Source organism: Natrialba asiatica DSM 12278 (assembly GCF_000337555.1).
Lineage (GTDB): Archaea > Halobacteriota > Halobacteria > Halobacteriales > Natrialbaceae > Natrialba > Natrialba asiatica.
In genome coordinates this window covers 70,916-89,057 of the sequence record NZ_AOIO01000023.1, presented here as the reverse complement: position 1 = coordinate 89,057, position 18,142 = coordinate 70,916, and the positions used below count along the sequence as shown (strand labels likewise).

18 protein-coding genes are annotated in these 18,142 nt (G+C 62.6%); 7 read left to right on the top strand and 11 right to left on the bottom strand.

The features are described from left to right. Positions 1 to 468: 468 nt before the first annotated feature. Complete coding sequence (locus tag C481_RS09615; protein WP_241434673.1) at positions 469 to 888, top strand: hypothetical protein; 420 nt, start codon at positions 469 to 471, stop codon at positions 886 to 888. Positions 889 to 992: 104 nt separating this feature from the next. Here C481_RS09615 and larC read toward each other — a convergent pair whose 3' ends face one another. Next, positions 993 to 2,333 (bottom strand): nickel pincer cofactor biosynthesis protein LarC, encoded by a 1,341-nt coding sequence (larC, locus tag C481_RS09610; protein ID WP_006108996.1) that lies wholly within the window; start codon positions 2,331 to 2,333, stop codon positions 993 to 995. Between the two features lie 243 nt (positions 2,334 to 2,576). Between larC and C481_RS09605 the strand changes: the two genes are divergently transcribed. After that, a complete protein-coding gene (locus C481_RS09605) occupies positions 2,577 to 4,805 on the top strand; it encodes a CDC48 family AAA ATPase (RefSeq protein ID WP_006108995.1) in 2,229 nt (742 codons plus the stop codon). Between the two features lie 368 nt (positions 4,806 to 5,173). Here C481_RS09605 and C481_RS09600 read toward each other — a convergent pair whose 3' ends face one another. Then, on the bottom strand, positions 5,174 to 5,602 hold the full coding sequence (locus C481_RS09600) for a hypothetical protein (protein ID WP_241434672.1): 429 nt from the start codon (positions 5,600 to 5,602) through the stop codon (positions 5,174 to 5,176). Between C481_RS09600 and C481_RS09595 the strand changes: the two genes are divergently transcribed. Further along, positions 5,589 to 5,753 carry a hypothetical protein gene (locus C481_RS09595; RefSeq protein ID WP_006108993.1) on the top strand — a complete coding sequence of 55 codons (165 nt, stop codon included), beginning with the start codon at positions 5,589 to 5,591 and terminating at the stop codon, positions 5,751 to 5,753. The genes C481_RS09600 and C481_RS09595 overlap by 14 nt on opposite strands. A gap of 4 nt (positions 5,754 to 5,757) precedes the next feature. On the opposite strand, the gene C481_RS09590 is transcribed toward C481_RS09595, so the two are convergent. From C481_RS09590 to C481_RS09565, 6 genes are all read right to left on the bottom strand, one after another. Then, positions 5,758 to 6,690, bottom strand: coding sequence for a DMT family transporter (locus C481_RS09590; protein ID WP_006108992.1), 933 nt, complete (start codon positions 6,688 to 6,690; stop codon positions 5,758 to 5,760). Further along, positions 6,687 to 7,925 (bottom strand): ABC transporter ATP-binding protein, encoded by a 1,239-nt coding sequence (locus C481_RS09585; RefSeq protein WP_006108991.1) that lies wholly within the window; start codon positions 7,923 to 7,925, stop codon positions 6,687 to 6,689. Before C481_RS09585 ends, C481_RS09590 begins: the two co-directional genes overlap by 4 nt. Continuing rightward, positions 7,922 to 9,211, bottom strand: a complete 1,290-nt coding sequence (locus tag C481_RS09580) for an ABC transporter ATP-binding protein (RefSeq protein ID WP_006108990.1) — start codon at positions 9,209 to 9,211, stop codon at positions 7,922 to 7,924. The genes C481_RS09585 and C481_RS09580 overlap by 4 nt, the downstream gene beginning before the upstream one ends. 6 nt (positions 9,212 to 9,217) lie before the next feature. Further along, on the bottom strand, positions 9,218 to 10,219 hold the full coding sequence (locus tag C481_RS09575) for an ABC transporter permease (RefSeq protein ID WP_006108989.1): 1,002 nt from the start codon (positions 10,217 to 10,219) through the stop codon (positions 9,218 to 9,220). Beyond that, positions 10,216 to 11,232, bottom strand: coding sequence for an ABC transporter permease (locus tag C481_RS09570; RefSeq protein ID WP_006108988.1), 1,017 nt, complete (start codon positions 11,230 to 11,232; stop codon positions 10,216 to 10,218). The genes C481_RS09575 and C481_RS09570 overlap by 4 nt, the downstream gene beginning before the upstream one ends. An 87-nt stretch (positions 11,233 to 11,319) precedes the next feature. Next, positions 11,320 to 12,873: an ABC transporter substrate-binding protein gene (locus C481_RS09565; protein ID WP_006108987.1), complete on the bottom strand. Its 1,554-nt coding sequence runs from the start codon at positions 12,871 to 12,873 to the stop codon at positions 11,320 to 11,322. Between the two features lie 234 nt (positions 12,874 to 13,107). Here C481_RS09565 and C481_RS09560 point away from each other — a divergent pair, with 234 nt between their 5' ends. The 3 genes from C481_RS09560 to C481_RS09550 all read left to right on the top strand — a co-directional run bounded on the left by C481_RS09560 (position 13,108) and on the right by C481_RS09550 (position 14,962). Beyond that, the gene (locus C481_RS09560; RefSeq protein ID WP_006108986.1) at positions 13,108 to 13,746 is read left to right on the top strand and encodes a ribonuclease H family protein; all 639 of its coding nucleotides are present in this window, start codon (positions 13,108 to 13,110) and stop codon (positions 13,744 to 13,746) included. Positions 13,747 to 13,935: 189 nt separating this feature from the next. Next, on the top strand, positions 13,936 to 14,484 hold the full coding sequence (locus C481_RS09555) for a DUF2240 family protein (RefSeq protein ID WP_006108985.1): 549 nt from the start codon (positions 13,936 to 13,938) through the stop codon (positions 14,482 to 14,484). 22 nt (positions 14,485 to 14,506) lie between these two features. After that, positions 14,507 to 14,962 carry a hypothetical protein gene (locus C481_RS09550; RefSeq protein ID WP_006108984.1) on the top strand — a complete coding sequence of 152 codons (456 nt, stop codon included), beginning with the start codon at positions 14,507 to 14,509 and terminating at the stop codon, positions 14,960 to 14,962. Between the two features lie 20 nt (positions 14,963 to 14,982). Here C481_RS09550 and C481_RS09545 read toward each other — a convergent pair whose 3' ends face one another. From C481_RS09545 to C481_RS09535, 3 genes are all read right to left on the bottom strand, one after another. Further along, a complete protein-coding gene (locus C481_RS09545) occupies positions 14,983 to 16,284 on the bottom strand; it encodes a cation:proton antiporter (protein WP_006108983.1) in 1,302 nt (433 codons plus the stop codon). A 35-nt stretch (positions 16,285 to 16,319) separates the two neighbouring features. Next, positions 16,320 to 16,820, bottom strand: coding sequence for a cation:proton antiporter regulatory subunit (locus tag C481_RS09540; RefSeq protein WP_006108982.1), 501 nt, complete (start codon positions 16,818 to 16,820; stop codon positions 16,320 to 16,322). Positions 16,821 to 17,010: 190 nt separating this feature from the next. Further along, positions 17,011 to 17,385, bottom strand: coding sequence for a methylglyoxal synthase (locus C481_RS09535; protein ID WP_006108981.1), 375 nt, complete (start codon positions 17,383 to 17,385; stop codon positions 17,011 to 17,013). Between the two features lie 275 nt (positions 17,386 to 17,660). Here C481_RS09535 and C481_RS09530 point away from each other — a divergent pair, with 275 nt between their 5' ends. Continuing rightward, positions 17,661 to 18,131 (top strand): VOC family protein, encoded by a 471-nt coding sequence (locus tag C481_RS09530; protein ID WP_006108980.1) that lies wholly within the window; start codon positions 17,661 to 17,663, stop codon positions 18,129 to 18,131. Positions 18,132 to 18,142 lie beyond the last annotated feature (11 nt).

Below are 18,142 nucleotides of genomic sequence, written 5' to 3'. Positions count from 1 at the left end.
TGGTAGTTGCCGGGTCGATGGAAGTCCCTACTGCGTGGAAGCGGGTGGCTTATTAGCCGAAGGAGCAGACTTCGAGCGCGAGAAACTGGACGTGTGTTGTGATAAATCCTCTTTCGAAGCCAGCTTGTCAAACGACGCGCGTTCACCGGTACTAAATCGACCCGACGGTTCGAGTTCAGTGACTGTTTCAGCCGGCAAAGTCGGTCGTTAGCGGTGCTGGAACCGTACGACCGCGTTACAGTCAGAAGCGGGTGAGTGATTGTCTCGTGTGGCTGTGTCTGTCGACCGACTCGGTGCGTATCACCCCTTCAATCCGCCGAATTACCGGTTTCTGAGGATGTGTAGGTCCAGACACACGACGATAGGTCCGGCTTCAGCGGGCCTAATCGAAGTATTCACCGTGAAACCGTTGTTCGGGTTCAAGTTCCCCTCGATAGTGCGTTGGAACCGGGCAACGCGTCACACCGAGTGGAGGTCGTCACTTACGACCGGAGTCCACCGTGTGTTGCGTGCCTCAGGAACATCAAAACTATGAAGCGAACACTCGCAATTACACTGACGGTAGCGCTCCTCGGCGGACTCATGTTTATGGGATTCGCCGGGACTGCCGCAGCACAGAACGACGTTAACCAGACCACCGGCGACGCGACGGTTGACATCGATGTCGACCAGGAGAACAACAACGCGCAGGTAGGCGTTGCTGAGTCATCATCCAGTCCGTTCTCCGTCGGTTACCACAGCTCCACGTTCAGCTATTCGGATGCTGAAGTGAACCAGGTGCAGCTCGTCGAACAGACGAACGAAAACGAAATCGAAGACGTATCCGCCGAGTCCGGTGACAACATCAACGTCGGCGACATCTCCGTTGATGGATTTAACGGGTTGTAAGCATACCCAACAACCCTGACGCCGATCACACTTCTTCCAATTTTTACCGGCCATAGCCGCGCTTCGTCTCCGCCCTCGTCACGTCCGAGTTCGGGACAATCAGCTTACAGCGTCTCCAGCACGGCCCGTTCGGCACGCTCGATGACCGTCCGAATCGGCACGCCTGCCGCCGAAGCGACCGCTGCCGCGTCGTCGTACTCCGCACTCACGTCGTACACCTCGCCATCACCGTCGCTCGCAACTTTCACCGTCACCTCGTCGGCGTTGTCCCCGAATTCGACGGCGACCGTTCTGAACTCGCGCTCGGCGATCCAGCGGTGGGTCGCTCCGGCATCGCGGACCCCCAGTGTTCCGGTTTCCTCGGCCAGGCGTCTGGCAACCCGCCGTCTGTCCTCGGGTTTGCAGATCACCTTCACGAGGTGGCCGGGACGGGATTTCTTCATCGTGGCTGGAATAATCGACACGTCACGCGCGCCCGCATCGGCCAGAGTTTCCTGCAGGCCGCCCAGAACCTCGGGCGCGGCGTCGTCGAGGTTCGTCTCGAGGACGGCGATGTCGTCTTTCACCAGTCCGCCGCCACCCTCGCCGACCAGGACGCGGAGCACGTTCGGGTGGGGGTCGAGGTCGTAGCCGCCGGCTCCGTACCCTATGCTCGTGAGTTCGAGTTCGGGAAGCGAGTCGACGCCGTCGGCGACGTGGGCGAGGACGGCAGCACCGGTGGGGGTGAGCAGTTCGGCGTCGACGGGACCGCCCCGGAGTGCCCAATCGGCGTCCGCCGCGAGTTCGACGACGGCGGGCGTGGGGACGGGATACTCGCCGTGGGCTATCGAGGCGGTGCCACCGCCGGTCGCGAGGGGTGTCGTGACGACGCGGTCCGGGTCCAGATCGTGGAGCAGGACGACTGTACCGACGATATCTGCGATGGCGTCGTCGGCACCGACCTCGTGGAAGTGGATGTCTTCGAGGGCCGTGCCGTGAACGCTGGCCTCGGCCTCGCCGAGACGTTCGAAGATGGCGAGGGCATCGCGCTCGATGGGGTCGGGGAGCCCCATTGCTTCGACGATAGCACGGACTTCCTGATAGCTGCGGTGGGGGCCGTGACCTTCGGCGTGCGTGTGGTTGTCGTGGCTGTGTTGTCCGTGCGCGTGCGTGTGTTCGTGCTTCTGGTCGTGTTCGTCCGCCTCCGCAGCCGTCTCCGTCGCATCCGCGTCTGCGTCCGCGTCCGCGTTCGCCGCACTGCCGGACTCGGACCGTTCGTCGGTGAGAATCACATCAACCGTCGTCCCCGTAATTCCGCACTTGTCCGTCTCGGCGATGCGGTATTCGACCGCGAGTTCGTCCGTGATGAACTCGAGTCGATCGGGGTCGGCGCCGGCATCGAGGAGGGCGGCGAGGAGCATGTCGCCGCTTGCACCCATGCGGCCGTCGAAGGCGAGTAGCGTCATCGTGATATACGTATGGAGTCGGCGCCGAGCGCAAAAAGCCATCTTCTCGAGACTGCCCGGTGGCTGCGAGCGCGGGTCCGTGACCGTGAATCTTTCTCCGATTCTCTCAAAACCCACCGACGTCGACACTTCTATGTAGCTTCCAGCCGAACATAGATTTGGTAGCACCTAGCAAACTCAGATGAGCAAAAAACCTATCCGATCCGGAATCGGAGTCACAGACATTGCCGTGGATCCTGAATCATGAATGAAGTTCAACTGGAGGTTGCGAAGGCGTACCCGAACGACTCGGGTCGTGGTATTGCCCGGCTCGACCCGGACACGCTGTTGCATCTGAAGCTGAGTCCGGGCGACATCATCGAAATCGAAGGTGCGGATACGACCGCTGCAAAGGTGTGGCGTGCGGACCGGCAGGACTGGAACACGGATACCGTCCGAATCGACGGGTTCACGCGACAGAACGCCGACGTGGGTATCGGCGAGCGAGTGACGATTCGCAAGGCGGAGGCGACCAAGGCCGATAGCCTCGTCCTTGCCCCGCCCGAGGAGGCATCGGTGCAGTTCGGCTCCGACGCTGCGGGCATGGTCAAACGCCAGATTCTGAAGCGGCCGGTCGTCGGTCGCGATATCGTCCCCGTCATGTCCTCGACGAACCACCCGTTCATGCGGTCGCCCGGCCAGGCGATCCCGCTGATCGCAGTCGAAACCGAACCCGAAGGCGTGGTCCTCATCACTGAAGACACCGACGTAGAACTCCGCGAAGAACCCATCTCGGGCTTCGAGAAGACCGGCGGCGGGATCACCTACGAGGACATCGGCGGACTCCAGAGCGAGATCCAGCGGGTCCGGGAGATGGTCGAACTCCCGATGAAACACCCCCAGATCTTCAAGAAATTGGGGATCGAACCCCCGCAGGGCGTCCTGCTCCACGGCCCGCCCGGCACCGGGAAGACCCTGCTCGCGAAGGCCGTCGCCAACGAAACCTCGGCGTCGTTCTTCTCGATCGCCGGCCCGGAGATCATCTCGAAGTACTACGGCGAGTCCGAACAGCAGTTGCGCGAAATCTTCGAGGACGCGAGCGAGGAGTCACCCGCCATCATCTTCATCGATGAACTCGACTCCATCGCACCCAAACGCGAGGACGTGACCGGCGAGGTCGAACGCCGCGTCGTCGCCCAACTGCTGACGATGATGGACGGCCTCGAAACGCGCGGCCAGGTCATCGTCATCGCGGCAACCAACCGCGTCGACAGCGTCGACCCCGCACTGCGCCGCCCCGGTCGCTTCGACCGCGAAATCGAAATCGGCGTCCCCGACGAGACCGGCCGCGAGGAGATCCTGCAGATTCACACCCGCGGCATGCCCCTCTCGGACGACGTCAACCTCTCGCACCTGGCCGACGAAACCCACGGCTTCGTCGGTGCGGACATCGAGAGCCTGACCAAAGAGGCCGCGATGAAGGCGCTGCGGCGCTACCTCCCGGAAATCGACTTAGACGAGGAGGACATCCCGCCCAGCCTGATCGACCGGATGATCGTCAAACGGAAGGACTTCCGCGGTGCGCTCAACGAAGTCGAACCTTCCGCGATGCGGGAAGTCCTCGTCGAACTCCCGAAGATCACCTGGGACGATGTCGGCGGCCTTCACGACGCCAAAGATCAGGTCAAAGAGTCAGTCGAGTGGCCACTCAACAACCCCGAACGGTTCACCCGACTCGGGATTGATCCGCCCGCCGGCGTCCTGCTGTACGGCCCACCCGGCACCGGGAAGACGCTCATGGCGAAAGCCGTCGCCAACGAGACCAACGCCAACTTCATCTCCGTGCGCGGGCCGCAATTACTCAGCAAATGGGTCGGCGAATCGGAGAAGGCCATCCGCCAGACCTTCCGGAAAGCCCGGCAGGTCTCGCCCACGGTGATCTTCTTCGACGAACTCGACGCACTCGCCCCCGGACGCGGCGGCGAAACCGGGTCGAACGTCTCCGAACGCGTCGTCAACCAACTCCTGACCGAACTCGACGGACTGGAGGACATGGAGGACGTGATGGTCATCGGCGCGACGAACCGCCCGGACATGATCGATCCCGCGCTCTTGCGCTCGGGTCGCTTCGACCGCCTCGTCATGATCGGCGAACCCGATATCGAGGGCCGCGAACGCATCCTCGATATCCACACCCAGGAAACGCCACTGGCCGCGGATGTAACCCTCCGCGAAATCGCCGAGATTACCGACGGCTACGTCGGAAGCGATCTCGAATCGATCGCCCGTGAGGCCGCAATCGAGGCGCTGCGTGAGGACCACGAGGCGAACGTCGTCGAGATGCGCCACTTCCGGCAGGCGATGGAGAACGTCCGCCCGACGATCACCGACGACATCCTCGACTACTACGAACAGATCGAAGACGAGTTCAGGGGTGGCTCGGCTGGCCCGGACCCGACGGGTCGTCGTGGCAGCCGGATCGGATTCCAGTAGCGGTCCGCCGTTCTGGTCTGTTTTCTGTTCCCCGTTCTCTGTTCTCGCTTCCCTCGGCCCGCACCATCCCCGGTACCGCCGACCGATCTCGTCTCCCCTGCGTACTCCGTCCGATCTTGTTCGGACGGCGGCTGGTGGGTCCGCTACTCGCGAGTTGCCGTCTGTCTTCTTGGTCAACCGGTCTCGCGACCAGCGTCCCGCATCGATAACATACGTCGACGACAACGACGTAACCACTGCTTACTGCAACGACGGATTGCTTATCCAGACCTTACCGATCAACCACGACCAGTGGCGCTCACCTGAACTCGGGTGGGAAGACAGAGATTCGCATGAATCTCGTCCAACGATTCGAAACAGTCGCGCTGCTATATGCCGGCCGCAATCAAGAACTGGACCAACGGTGTCTCGATGTCGGAATCTGCATCTCCCCGGGAGTCGTCTGCTGCATCGAGCGAGACAACGTCCGGTTCGACGGCGTCGAACGAATCGGCGTCACCACCAGCCACAACGACGGACGCGACGCCACCGACGATAGCGGACTCCACAGTACGGCAGACCGCACGTGCGGACGCGTCACCCACCACCGACTCGGCTTCGTCCGCGTCGTCTCCTTCCTCAACTCGTTCATCCGCGTCCTCATCGCTCTCTTCTTCCACTGGATCGGCTTCCGATTCACCATCACCATCACTATCGCCCTCGTCTTCACCCTCACCGGCCGACGCTACCTCCCTGCACACACTCGCCTCGTATCTCCGCATCACCAGCTTCTGGGCCGCAATCGTGCTCCCGTTCATCTACATTCCGATCCTGCTTACCGGACTCTCCACGCGCGTCCAGACGACCGCGTTTCTCCTCTTGTTCCTCCTCAACATCCTCGCCCTCTACGCCGGCCACACCCACCGGCAGGACGACGGGCAAAACGACACCCCACCGCGGCATCGGTAGCTCGCTACTCCCGACTCCGAGCCGCCAGCGACCACACGTGACTGAACTCGTCGCGGATCGCCTGGCGTTTGACGAGGACGAAGCCGAGGGCGATGAGTCCGAATCCGGCGACCGTCGTGGCGTCGACGACCTGATCGAGGTAGAGCCAGCCGACGACGGCGGTGAAGATCGGTGCGACGTACGAGACCATGTTTATCTCGACGGCTCCCAGGCGCTCGAGCAGGTCGAAGTAAAGCAGGAAGCCGAGCGCGCTCGCAATTAGGGAGAGGTACGCGAGCGCACCGATCGCTTGCGGGTCGGTCCAGGCCGCCGGGTCGATCGGTTCTCGCAGGCCGAGGCTGACGAGGTGCATCAGTATCGCCCCGCCGAGCATCGACCAGGCCTCCATCGTTTCGATCGGAAGCGTCGCCTCGATCCGACGGGTGAGAACGCTTCCGAGGGCGAAGGCGGTCGCCGCACAGAAGACGAGAGCCTTCGCGACGGCGTCCGTTGCGAACAGGTTCGAGGGATCGGGTTGGACGATAATGGCGACGCCGAACAGTCCGAACACCACACCGACGATTCCGGCCCACGAGAGCGCGTCGGATGGCAACAAGACGCGGCTAAAGCCCGTCGTCAGGATCGGCGAGAGACTTACCAGAATCGCGGCCGCAGCGGCAGTCGTGTTCAGTTGCCCCATGAAGAGAAACACGTGATAGGCTGCGATCAGCAGGGACGCACCGACGGCGGCGACGGCCCACTCGCCACGAGTTCGTGGATACCAGTCGTCGACGGTAACGGCTGCGTACGCGAGCATCACGAGGCCGGCGATATCGTAGCGAAATGCTGCGAAGAGAACCGGTGGGAAGTATTCGAGGCCGGCGCTGATCGCGACGAAGGCCGTTCCCCAGGCCGCTGCGAGCGTCAGGAAGAGTCCGAAGTTCCGGTAGCGACTCACACTCGATTCACAGCAGTGCTCTCGATTCTGAGACACATTTCGTCGTGGTGCGGCGGAAGGGGATCGTCGAACAAGCGATGCTTCAGGGCCGCGACGAACGACGGGACGTCGGCCTCGGGAATGGAACCGTCCTCGACGGTGAACTGATCGTCGCCACCGACGGTCTCAAGCGAGATATCGCGGCTCTCGATGCGCTCCCGAACCGTCATGAGTTCGCGGTATGTCTCCTGGTCGATGTCGAGTTCTTCGGGCGGAATAACCGCGGGACAGCGCGTCCGGAACCGGCAGCCACTCGGGGGATCGCGCGGCGAGGGCACGTCACCCGCGAGGGTCTCCCGATCGCGCTCTCGTTCGTCCGTCGTGGCCCGGGGGACGCTCTCGAGCAGTGCCTTCGTGTAGGGGTGTTTCGGGTCCCCGAACAGCTCTTCGACGGGACCAATTTCGACGATTTCGCCCAGGTACATCACCGCGACCCGATCGCAGATATGGCGAATCACGGAGAGGTCGTGGCTGATGAGCAGGTAGGTCAGATCGAACTCCGCCTGGAGATCTTCCAAGAGGTTCAGGACCTGCGCCTGCACCGAGACATCAAGCGCGCTCGTCGGCTCGTCCAACACGAGAAACTCCGGTTCGAGCGCGAGCGCGCGAGCGATTCCGATGCGCTGGCGCTGCCCGCCGGAGAACTCGTGTGGATACCGATCGAGCTGGTTCACCGAGAGGCCGACCCGTTCAAGGAGATCGCGGACGCGTTCGCGGCGCTCTTCGTCCGCTCCGACATCGTGAATGTCGAGCGGCTGCTGGACGATATCGCCGATCGTCATGCGGGGATCGAGACTCGAAAACGGGTCCTGAAAGACGACCTGTGCGTCGCGTCGGAACGCGGTCAGGTCGCTGCCCGCCATCTCGTAGACGTTCGTTCCGCCGAACTCGACGCGTCCGTCGGTCGGCTCTTGGAGTCGCAGTAGCGTCTCACCCGTCGTCGACTTCCCGCAGCCGGATTCGCCGACGAGACCGAGCGTCTCGCCCTCGTGGATCTCGAAACTCACGCCGTCGACGGCCTGCACGGCGACCGGTTCGTCACCGAGCAGGCGGTCGAGTAGCGAGTCGTTCTCCCAGAAGTACTTCTTGAGGTTTTCGACGCGGACGAGCGGCTCCCCGTCGGGTGTGTCCGTTCCGATTCCGGTGACGAGTCCGGCGTCCGCCGAACTCGTCGCGCGGTTGTCGTCGGAGCTCATCGCGACTCACCTCCCGCGTCGCTGATCGTCGTCTGCGTTCGCTCCGCCGGCTGTTCGCCGTCGGAACGGTCCGGTTCGGCGTGTTTATCCCCGGCCGGTCGCTCCTCGTCGCCGAAGTAATTCGGCGGCAACGCATCGCGTTCGGTATACGATCGCGTCGCTAGCACGCAGCGAACGGTGTGGGCCTCGCTTCCCGTCGCGTCGAACTCGGGCGGATGATCGAGACAGTCCTCCATCGCCATCGGACACCGGTCGGCGAAGTGACAGCGGTCCTCCATCTCGTGATCGAGCAGACTCGGCACGTTGCCGCCGATCGGTTCGAGTTGCCCGTTCGCCCCCTCGAGTTCGGGAATCGAGCCCAGCAGTCCCTCGGTGTAGGGGTGGACGTGATCATCGAAGACGTCCTCAAGCGTGCCGCGTTCGACGATCTCGCCGGCGTACATGACGCCGACGCGATCGCACATCCGCGCGACGACGCCCAAATTGTGCGTGATCAGCAGGATCGTCATCCCCGTTTCGGTCTGGAGATCGTCGAGCAGATCCAGAATCTGGGCCTGGATCGTCACGTCTAGGGCCGTCGTCGGCTCGTCCGCGATCAACACGTCAGGCTCGCCGGCGAGGGCCTGGGCGATCATCGCTCGCTGGAGCATCCCGCCGGAGTACTCGTGGGGGTACTCGCCGGCGCGTTCGACCGGGTCGGGAATGCCGACGAGTTCGAGGAGTTCGATCGCGCGCTCGCGGCTCTCCTCGGTGACGAACTGTTGTGAGGGGAGTACCGTCGACAGCAAGAGGTTACCGAAGGAGTACTCGGCGGAGTCCGTTTTGGCCTTCGTCGAGCGCGGGTTCGCGCTAGCTCGGCGTTGGACCTCGACGGCCTCGGCGAGTTGTTCGCCGACCGTGAGGCTCGGGTTGAAACTGCTCTCGGGGTCCTGAAAGATCATGCTGAAGGACGTGCCTCGGAGGGATTGGCGAACCGCGGGTGAGACCGAGAGCAGGTCGACGAACGAGCCGTCGACGGCGTCGGGGGAGTCCTCGCGGACCGTTTCGGCAAGTTCGGCGTCGTCGAACCAGATTTCGCCGTCGGTGATCTCGCCGGGAGCATCGATCAGGTCAATCACCGACCGGGCGGTGACGCTCTTGCCGCTGCCGCTCTCGCCGACGATGCCGAAGACCTCGCCGCGTTCGATCCGCAACTCGAGTTCGTCGACGGCGTTTACCTGTCCCTGTTCCGTGAAGAATCGCGTCGAGAGATCGTTGACTCGCAAGATATCGTCAGTGTCTGTCATGGTCGCTTAGGCACCTCCACCTTCGCCTTCGATGTTCGGATCCAGTGCGTCGCGAAGCCAATCGCCGAGGAGGTTGACGGCGATGACCGCGAAGACGATGCCGAGTCCCGGCACCATCGAGATCCACCAGCTCGTTCGCTGGTACCCCTGCCCCCGCGAGATGTCGTAGCCCCACGAGAGCGTCGTCCCGGAGAACCCGAGGAACGACAGTGAACTCTCGAGGAGGATGACGGCGGCGACCTGAATCGTCGCCAGGACGATCACCGGGGTGAGGCTGTTCGGCAGAACGTGTTTGAACAGGATCGTCCAGTTGCTCGCGCCCATACTCCGCGCAGCCGTGACGTACTCTTCGTTGCGAACGCTCATCGCCTCGCCGCGGGCGACGCGGGCGAACCAGACCCACGTTACCAGCGCGACGACGACCGTGACCGTTCCGGGGAGCATCGTACTTTCCGGCATACCATCGATAAGCCCGAACCGGGTGAGCGGATCGGGAATGCCGAACCCGGCCGAACCGAAGACGCCGATAAGCGCGAGGGCGAGGACGAGCGACGGAAACGCGAGCATGGTGTCGGCGATGCGCATCATCGCGTCGTCGACTCGCCCGCCGTAGTAACCGGAGATCAGCCCGAACGGAACGCCGATGAGGACGGCCAGTCCGGTTCCCAACAGCCCGACGAGCATCGACGTTCGTGCGCCGTACACCAACCGGGAGAACACGTCCTGACCGATGTCGTTCGTCCCGAGGAGGTGGTCGCTCGTCGACTCGACTTCGACCTCGACGAACTCGCCGTCCTGGCCGATTTCGGTGGTGTAACTCGTCCCGAGCGGCGGGTAACTGTTCCCGTTCTCGTCGAGGTAGCCGGTCCGAGTCGGATTGTGCGTCGCGAGCACCGGCGCAAAGATCGCCATAATGAGGATGCTTGCCAGGAGAACGAGCCCCAGTTTCGGGAGTAAGCTCTCGCGAAAGCCCTGCCGTAGATTCGATTCGAGTCTATCCGGAATCATTCGTTGGTCACCCGTGGATCGAGCGTCGCATAGAGCGCGTCGACCGCGATGTTGATCAGCACGAATCCGAGCGCGATGAAGACGATAATGCCCTGCATGAGCGGCCAGTCGCGCGCGTTGAGCGCCTGAATCAACCGATCACCGAGTCCGGGCCAATTGAAGACGGTCTCCGTGATTACCGCCCCGCCGATCAGCGTCCCCAGTTGGAGCCCGAGGACGGTGATGATCGGGATCATCGTGTTCCGCAGGACGTGTTTGTATCGGATCAACACGTACGGAATCCCCTTCGCTTCGGTCGCGGTCACGTAGGGTTTGCCGAACTCGTCGATCATACCGCTTCGCGTCAACCGAGTGATCATCGCCGTGAAGTAGGTACCGAGCGTGATCGCAGGCAGCGTAATGTGGCGCACCCAGGTGAGTAAATCGCCTGCGTAGCCGGTCGTCACAAGCGTTATCACCGCTTCACCGAAGCCGACTGTCCGTCGTCCCTGTGGGAAGGAAAACCCAAGGTAGGTTTCCATCGGATCCTGCAGGAAAACGGCAAACAGCAGGATGAGCATCAATCCGAGCCAGAAGTTCGGCGTCGAGATGCCGAGCAACGAGAACAACGTTGCACCGTAATCAGCGGGCTCGTTCCGCCTCGAGGCGCTGATTACGCCGAGTGGCACTGCGATCACGACCGCAATGATCGTCGCCGCAATCGCCAACTCGAGGGTCGCCGGAACTCGCTCCAGAACCATGGTCGTCACCTCCCGACTCGACTGAAACGAGTAGCCGAAGTCGCCGGTGACCATTCCCTGCACGTAGTCTACATACTGGACGTAGATCGGTTCGTTTAATCCGTACTGTTCTCTGACCTGATCGCGGATCTCGGGATCGGCCGCCGGGCCGACGATCAGATTCGCCGGATCACCCGGCGAAACTGCCCGTAGCGCGAACATAATCGTGATCACTCCCCAGATGACGAGTACCCCCTGCAGGAGCCGTTTTACCAGAAACTTTCCAATAGACATGTACCCTCGTATGCGAAATTTCGTCCGCTCAGTGTGCGCGTATGCATTCGACTGCTGATTCGTGTCCTTCAGAACCGTTCCGGTGGACTACGGATTCATCTCCCATACCCAGATATTCTCGTCTTCGCGCGGCTCCCACTCGATGTCATCGCGAATGCCGTAGATGCTCTCTTGTTGGTGGAGGAAAATCCACGGCGCTTTCTCGCGGGCCATCTCGTTGATGTCCTGGAGTGCCTGTTCGCGCTCGTCCGGATCATCGATGCCTTGGCTCTCGGTTATCGCCGAATCCAGCTCCTCGTCTCGGAACGTCTGGACGCCGCCACCCTCCTGGAAGAACCCGGAGACGGCGTAGTCGGTGTCACCCGTAATGACGCCCCACCCGATCAGGAAGAACGGTATCTCGTAGTTATCCATTCCCGCCGAGTTCGCGTCCGAGACGACACCGAAGTCGACGATGTTCGGTTCGCAACTGACGTTCTCGAGCTGGTCTATCTGGTCGGCTACCCGCTCGGCGACGGCGGCGTCGTTGAGGTACCGGCCCTGCGGGGCGGTCAGTTCGATTTCGACGCCCGCGTAACCGCTCTCCTCGACGAGCTGTTCGGCCTGTTCGATATCCTGCGAGTAGTGCTCTAGGTCCGGGTTGTGCCCGTTGACACCCGGCGGTGACGGCTGGCTCATTGGACTCCCGAACGAACTGAGCGAGCCGTCGATGATCGCCTGATTGTCAACCGCGTAGTTCATCGCCTGCCGGAACTCCTGGCTGTCGAAGGGTTCCGACTCGTTTTTCATCACGCAGAAGATGTTTCGGAAGCTAGTCACGCGCCGGACTTCGGTGCCGTCGTTGTCGTTTATCGTCTGTGTATCCTGCGGGAGAACGTTTATCGACATATCGCTCGACCCCGTCTCGACCGCGGTGGCACGGCCGTTTGACTCCGTATCGGAGTTAAACGTCACGCGTTCGAACGGGGCTTCGTCGCCCCAGTAATCGTCGAACCGCTCGAGAACGATCTTGGTATCGGGCGTGAAATCGACGACCTCGTAGGGCCCGGTTCCGTTGAAGATATCGGCCGAACTCCCCGCAATCGCATCCTCCTCGCCGCCCTGCTCGCGGGTCCACTCCGCGTTCATCGCGCGGGCGTAGTTGCCGAACTCGTACTCGGCGAGCGCCGCCGCACCGCTGTACTGGAACTCGACCGTCGTCTCGTCGACCGCCTCCGCTCCTTCGATGGAACCGAGTCCCGCGACCTGCGAGGAGGCCGGACCGAACTCGGCGTCGATCTGTCGCTGGAGCGTAAACGCCACGTCTTCCGCGGTTAGGTCCTGCCCGTCGTGGAACTGCACGTCATCACGGAGCGACATCTCGACGGAGCCGTCACCGTGGCTCCAGTCCTCAACGACGCGACCTTCTGGGGCCTCGCCAGGCTGGACATTAAACAGCGGCTCGTAGATGTGATCGAAAACGTCGAAGTAGTCGCCGGTGATGTGGTCAATCGGATCGACCGTATCCGGGAACTCCGAGAGCGTGATCGTGATCTCGTCGGTCTCTCCGTCCCCGCCACCTCCGAGACAGCCAGCAACCGCGCTGAGACCTACCGTCGACCCGGCGACACCGGTCACTTTCAGTAGCGTTCGGCGATCCATACTCGTATTGTCAGCACCCTGCATACCCTGCACATAGCAGGACTGTTATTTATATATGTTGGTGACAGGCCACATATCACATGGGTGACTGTCTTTCCCGCACGTGAACTGATGAACAAGCGTCCACTGCCGGCGACTCTTTTCGGTTGAAACGAAGGTCTGTCTTTTCCGCCGGTAGAACCAGCTACTGAGTCACGCCATAAGCTTAAGTTCCCTTCAGTCCGTATCACAGATATGGCCGCTCACGGCCGGTCCGCACTGCGGGACCTGTTCGACGAGTCGCCCACACCCCATATCGCCCACCCTCCTCGGACCCACCATCGTGACTTCTACGTCGCGACCGACGGATCGTTCCGAGAGTCCGGTGGCGGGCTGGGCGCTGTCATCGAAACGCGCGACGGCACCCGCGTCGCACGCATCGCGACGACGGATACGCCGCCGGACAACAACGTTGCCGAGTATCGTGCACTCCACCTCGGCCTCGATGTTCTCGCCGCCCGAGCACCGCGTGATGCCTCCGTCGGCGTCCTCATCGACCACGACGCCCTCGCGAGCAACGTCAACAACACTATTCTGGCGACGAGCCACCCCGACGGCAAGCCGCCACGGCCGATCTCGATCCCGGCCGCAACGCGCTATCACTGGCGCGGCATCCAGGCTCGGCTCACCGGCTTCGGCGCCGTCCGCGCTGCGCGAATCGACAGCGACCAGAACCCGGCCCATCCGCTGGCGAACGCTCCCGACAGGTACCAACACCTCTCCCACGAACCGGCGCGCTGTGTCCTGCCGGAGCCGCCCCAGTCGTCAGATCCGGCCCCGACAGAGTTCCCGCCGCCATCGCGGGCCGATCGCAACAAGCAGGCGTCCGACTGACCCACCGTCTCGATCTTCGAACCCCGCTCCGAGCCCGAATCCGAGTCACGAACCGGTCCCGAACCCGAGTCCGATCGAAATTACGACTCGAATCTGACTCGGAGCCGACCTGCACTCGAACTCGGCACACCGCCAGTTTCGCACCGGGAATCGCCATCATTATTTCACCGCCCCAGAGAGTCGTCCCCGATGAGCCTTCGCGTTGCCGCCGCCGCCCCGTTCGTCCAACACGGCACGGACCGACTCGAGGAAAGCGAGTTCGTCGTCGCCCTCTCGCTCGACCGCGACTGGTTCTCCCCCGATCAGTCGAAACGCCTGATCGACGTCGCCACCCAGGACGGCCTCCTCGAACCCGACGGCACTGAACTCGTCGCCACTTTCGACCCGTCGTCGGTAACGATCCCCGAAGACTTCGTGCCGAACGACGACATTCTCACCGAACGGTCCGCGTTCGAACGCGTCCTCGACACCCTCGTCGCCGACGGCATGGCGAAACACGAGGCCGTCGGCGCGATCAACGCCCTCCAGAGCGACCTCGCCGTCACCATCGAAACCGCTGCCGTCGTCTACGCCCGCCGCGAGGGCGTCGACGTCAGCGACCTCGTTCCCACCGCCCGCGCTGAACTCGTCAGCGACGGTGGCGACGTCGATTCGAAACCGGAGCCAGAACGCAAATCAGGAGCCGAAGCCAAAACCAAAGCCAAATCCGAAGCCGAAGCCGAAGCCGAAGAGCGTTAACTCTCGCTATCCCACCATCAGCATGGTCGAAGACCGGACCACCGACGGCACGCGCATCGCACAACTGCTCTCCTCTGAACTCGACGGCCGCGAGGACGGTGAACTCGCGGCTCTCGCCGTCACGAATGCCGATCGAGATGTCAACCCGACGGTCGACGGTGTTCGCGCATACGACGTGACGATCACGGACGACAGTGCAGACGATGGCGACGATGTCGCCACTGACAACCCCGACGGTGAGCGACTTGCACAGGTGTTCGTCCACCCTGACCGTTCCCGCCTCGAGTTCACTGCGGGACAGGACGTTGCGGCCGAGGTCGCTGCGAACGAGGGCCTTCGCGTTCGACCGAAGGCGACCCAGCCGCCGCGAACGCTGGTGTTCGTCGAGAGCGGTGCCGAAGTCAAGCGCGCGACGGACGTCGTGCAGGCGGTCGTGCGCGCGGAAGGAGCGAACGGAGCGGACGGAGCGAGCACGTAGCGGTCGGACGCTGGTGCTGATCAATCGTCGCCCGGTTGCGGTGTCCCGTCGACGGCATCTTCGAGCCGCGGCACGACGATCGCCTCGATTCGGTCGGAGTGTTGCATGAGCGTCGTCCCGAGCACGCTCATGACGAGCACGTACCCGATGGCGAAGGCGTAGATCGTGTCGGCAGTCGCCGCGGCGAGGCTGGTCCCGGCACCGCTGATGGCGAGACTCGCGATGATCAGCGAGAACTCGCCGCGGGTCGTCATTCCGAGCCCGACTCGGACCGACCGCTGAACATCGAGATCGTAGAGACGCCCCCCGAGATAACCGCTGACGAGTTTCGTCGGGGCCGTCAGCACGACGCCCGCAGCGATCGCCGCGAGGACGAACCCATCGGCAAACAGCATCGGGTCCGTCCGAATCCCGATCCAGACGAAAAACACCGCCGCGAAGGTATCTCGGAGCGGTTCGAGCAAGTTCTCGAGATCGTGGACGTGATCCGTCGAGGAGAACGCCATTCCGACGAAGAAGGCGGCGACCGCCTCGCTCACGCCGAGCACCAGTGCCACGCCGGATACGAATATCGTGATGCCGAGCGCACGTAAGACGAAGAACTCGTGAGAGTCCGTTTCGAGACTGCGCTGGGCCCAGTCGGTCCCGAACGAGACGGCAAGCAACAAGACCAGGAGAAACCCGACCGCAATGCCGATCTGGCCGAGCGCCTCCCCGACATCGCTGCCACCGCCGACGAGCGCCGACGCGATCGCCAGGTAGACCGCGATAACGAGATCCTCGTAGACCAGCGTCCCGAGCAACGGCTCCGATTCGTCGTTTGCGATCCAGCCCAGATCGATGATCGACTTCGTAATGATCGCACTCGAGGAAATGTAGACGATCCCCGCCGTGAGAAACGCGGGCAGTATCCCGTCGAAAAGCATCCAGCCGAGACCCAGTCCCGCACCGAAGTTGACGGCGAAATCGACAGTCCCCGCCTTTCCGATCCGATCTCTCGCCTGGATCAGGCGGCCGAGATTGAACTCGAGACCGAGAAAGAACAACAACAGGACGATACCGACCTCGGCACCGACGTGAACGAAGTCCGTGTCGGCGAGTGCACCGTCGCTGAGCGACGCGACCAGATCGACGCCACGGACCGTCCACGCCACGTCGAGTGCGCTCGGGAGTTCACCGAGGACGTGCGGACCCAGCAGTATCCCGATGAGGATATACCACGGAATCACCGACTGGTTGATCCGCTGGGCGACGAGTCCGGCGACTCCAGCCGCTCCGAACAGGACTCCCAAATCGATCAGTGCGGTCGATTCAGCCGCCACTCGAGTTCACCTCGGAAACCCCCGCCACCGGAGACTCAATCCCCGTCTCCAGTCCGGGATTCGAGCAACGTTTCGAACTCGCGACAGTCCTCTCGGTCCCCGACGACGACGAGCGTGTCATCGGCTTTGATCACCGTCTCGGGGCCTGGGGGCGCGATTACCTCGCCCGCACGCTGGACCGCGACGATTGAGACGCCGGTTCGTTCTCTGATCCGTGCATCGGTGATACTCTGTCCAGCGAGTTCAGCGCCCTCGCTCACGCTGTACCATTCGAGAAACGTATCGTCGGACAGGATGGTCTCCACGCGTTCCGTCTGGACCGGCTGGAAGTACGCCCCTTCGAGGATCGTGCCGATCTTCCGCGCGAGCCGATCCGACGCCTCGAACAGTTTCTCGCTGTCGGCGTCCGGATCCGGTTTTCGATACACCTCCCGCTTGCCCGTATTGTGGGTGACGATAACGAGGCGTTCGTCGTTTTCGAGTTCGACCTCGAACTTCTTTCCAACCCCCGGGAGGTCGCTCTCGTAGATGGTCATACACGAACCAGGCGGGCCGTGATATTAAAATTCGTGACACACCACGGACGAGTCGATGGCGGGTGGGACAGTGGTGCATTGGGGTGGTGTCATCTCCGATTGGTGAACTGCTGTGATGCTGGGTGGGAGGACGAGCGGGCAGTCGAATATCGGTCATGTTGATACCTCTTCAGCGAGATATTGCACGCGGTCAGCCGGCCTCTGCAAGCCCCTCGATGAGAAACGTCGCAGACGCGAGGTTCGTCGCCAGAGCCGTGTCGTGAACGTCACAGATCCGTAACAGCGCCGAGATATCCGGCTCGTGGGGCTGGGCGCGAAGCGGATCGCGCAGGAAGATGACGCCGTCGATAATCCCCGCTGCGACCTCCGCGCCGATCATCAGATCACCGCCGTACGGGCCCGACTCCTTGCGTTCGACCTCGAGTTCAGTTTCCGCCTGGAGGCGCTTCCCGGTCGTTCCGGTCGCGACGAGGTCGCAGGTCGCAAGAGCATCCTCGTAGCGTTCGGCGAACTCGATCAAGGCCGGTTTCTCCTCGTCGTGGGCGATCAGTGCGAGGCGACTCATATCGGTTTGTCGAGTGCGGCGACTGTAATAGTATCCCCGCTGTTTGCTTCGGTTCGGACGATGCCAGCACCAGCTGCCGAGATGAACTCGCCGATCGAACTAATCGAGACGGACGGACGTCAGTCAGTGTCGGCGCACCTGCGCCCCGTCCTGCGGGTGCGCCGGGAACTCGGTACGGTAGATCGTCTGAGATAAGTGGGGCAATCGAGGGAGTCGAGAGAACCGAACCAACCCAGAGCCGAACGTTTTTTCGGCCGGGCTTCCGGACGTTCGCTATGCCACCGATCCACCCCGACACGGGCACCCACCACGTTGGGATTACCGTCAGCGACCTCGATACCGTCCTCCCGTTCTACCGCGATGTACTCGGCCTCTCGGTCGCCGCCGAGTTCACCGTTGCCGGTCCCGAACTCGCCGACGCGATCGATGTCGACGGCGCGAACGGAACGTTCGTCCATCTCGAGGGTGAGGGTGAGGGCGCCCGGAACCGGAACCGGAATTGTCGCGTCGAACTCGTCGAGTTCGAACCGGCGGTTCGCGAGGTGCCGGCCGCGGGACTCAATCAGCCGGGTGCAACGCACGTCGGCCTCGAAGTTGGAGATCTCGAGGCGTTCGACGAGGCGTTGCCGGCGGACGTGACGACGTTGAGCGGGCCGAGAACGACGGAAAGCGGAACGACGATCATGTTTTTGCGCGATCCGGAGGGAAACCTCGTCGAGGTGCTCGAGTCCGATAGTAACAACTGAACCGATTTCCG

What these genes read in the sequence shown, in the direction of transcription:
- C481_RS09580 (WP_006108990.1), bottom strand. Translation starts at nt 9,211, where the DNA reads ATGACAGACACTGACGATATCTTGCGAGTCAACGATCTCTCGACGCGA.
- C481_RS09540 (WP_006108982.1), bottom strand. Translation starts at nt 16,820, where the DNA reads ATGACCATCTACGAGAGCGACCTCCCGGGGGTTGGAAAGAAGTTCGAG.
- C481_RS09575 (WP_006108989.1), bottom strand. Translation starts at nt 10,219, where the DNA reads ATGATTCCGGATAGACTCGAATCGAATCTACGGCAGGGCTTTCGCGAG.
- C481_RS09530 (WP_006108980.1), top strand. Translation starts at nt 17,661, where the DNA reads ATGCCACCGATCCACCCCGACACGGGCACCCACCACGTTGGGATTACC.
- C481_RS09605 (WP_006108995.1), top strand. Translation starts at nt 2,577, where the DNA reads ATGAATGAAGTTCAACTGGAGGTTGCGAAGGCGTACCCGAACGACTCG.
- C481_RS09560 (WP_006108986.1), top strand. Translation starts at nt 13,108, where the DNA reads ATGGCCGCTCACGGCCGGTCCGCACTGCGGGACCTGTTCGACGAGTCG.
- C481_RS09555 (WP_006108985.1), top strand. Translation starts at nt 13,936, where the DNA reads ATGAGCCTTCGCGTTGCCGCCGCCGCCCCGTTCGTCCAACACGGCACG.
- larC (WP_006108996.1), bottom strand. Translation starts at nt 2,333, where the DNA reads ATGACGCTACTCGCCTTCGACGGCCGCATGGGTGCAAGCGGCGACATG.
- C481_RS09535 (WP_006108981.1), bottom strand. Translation starts at nt 17,385, where the DNA reads ATGAGTCGCCTCGCACTGATCGCCCACGACGAGGAGAAACCGGCCTTG.
- C481_RS09600 (WP_241434672.1), bottom strand. Translation starts at nt 5,602, where the DNA reads ATGAACGGGAGCACGATTGCGGCCCAGAAGCTGGTGATGCGGAGATAC.
- C481_RS09550 (WP_006108984.1), top strand. Translation starts at nt 14,507, where the DNA reads ATGGTCGAAGACCGGACCACCGACGGCACGCGCATCGCACAACTGCTC.
- C481_RS09565 (WP_006108987.1), bottom strand. Translation starts at nt 12,873, where the DNA reads ATGGATCGCCGAACGCTACTGAAAGTGACCGGTGTCGCCGGGTCGACG.
- C481_RS09570 (WP_006108988.1), bottom strand. Translation starts at nt 11,232, where the DNA reads ATGTCTATTGGAAAGTTTCTGGTAAAACGGCTCCTGCAGGGGGTACTC.
- C481_RS09585 (WP_006108991.1), bottom strand. Translation starts at nt 7,925, where the DNA reads ATGAGCTCCGACGACAACCGCGCGACGAGTTCGGCGGACGCCGGACTC.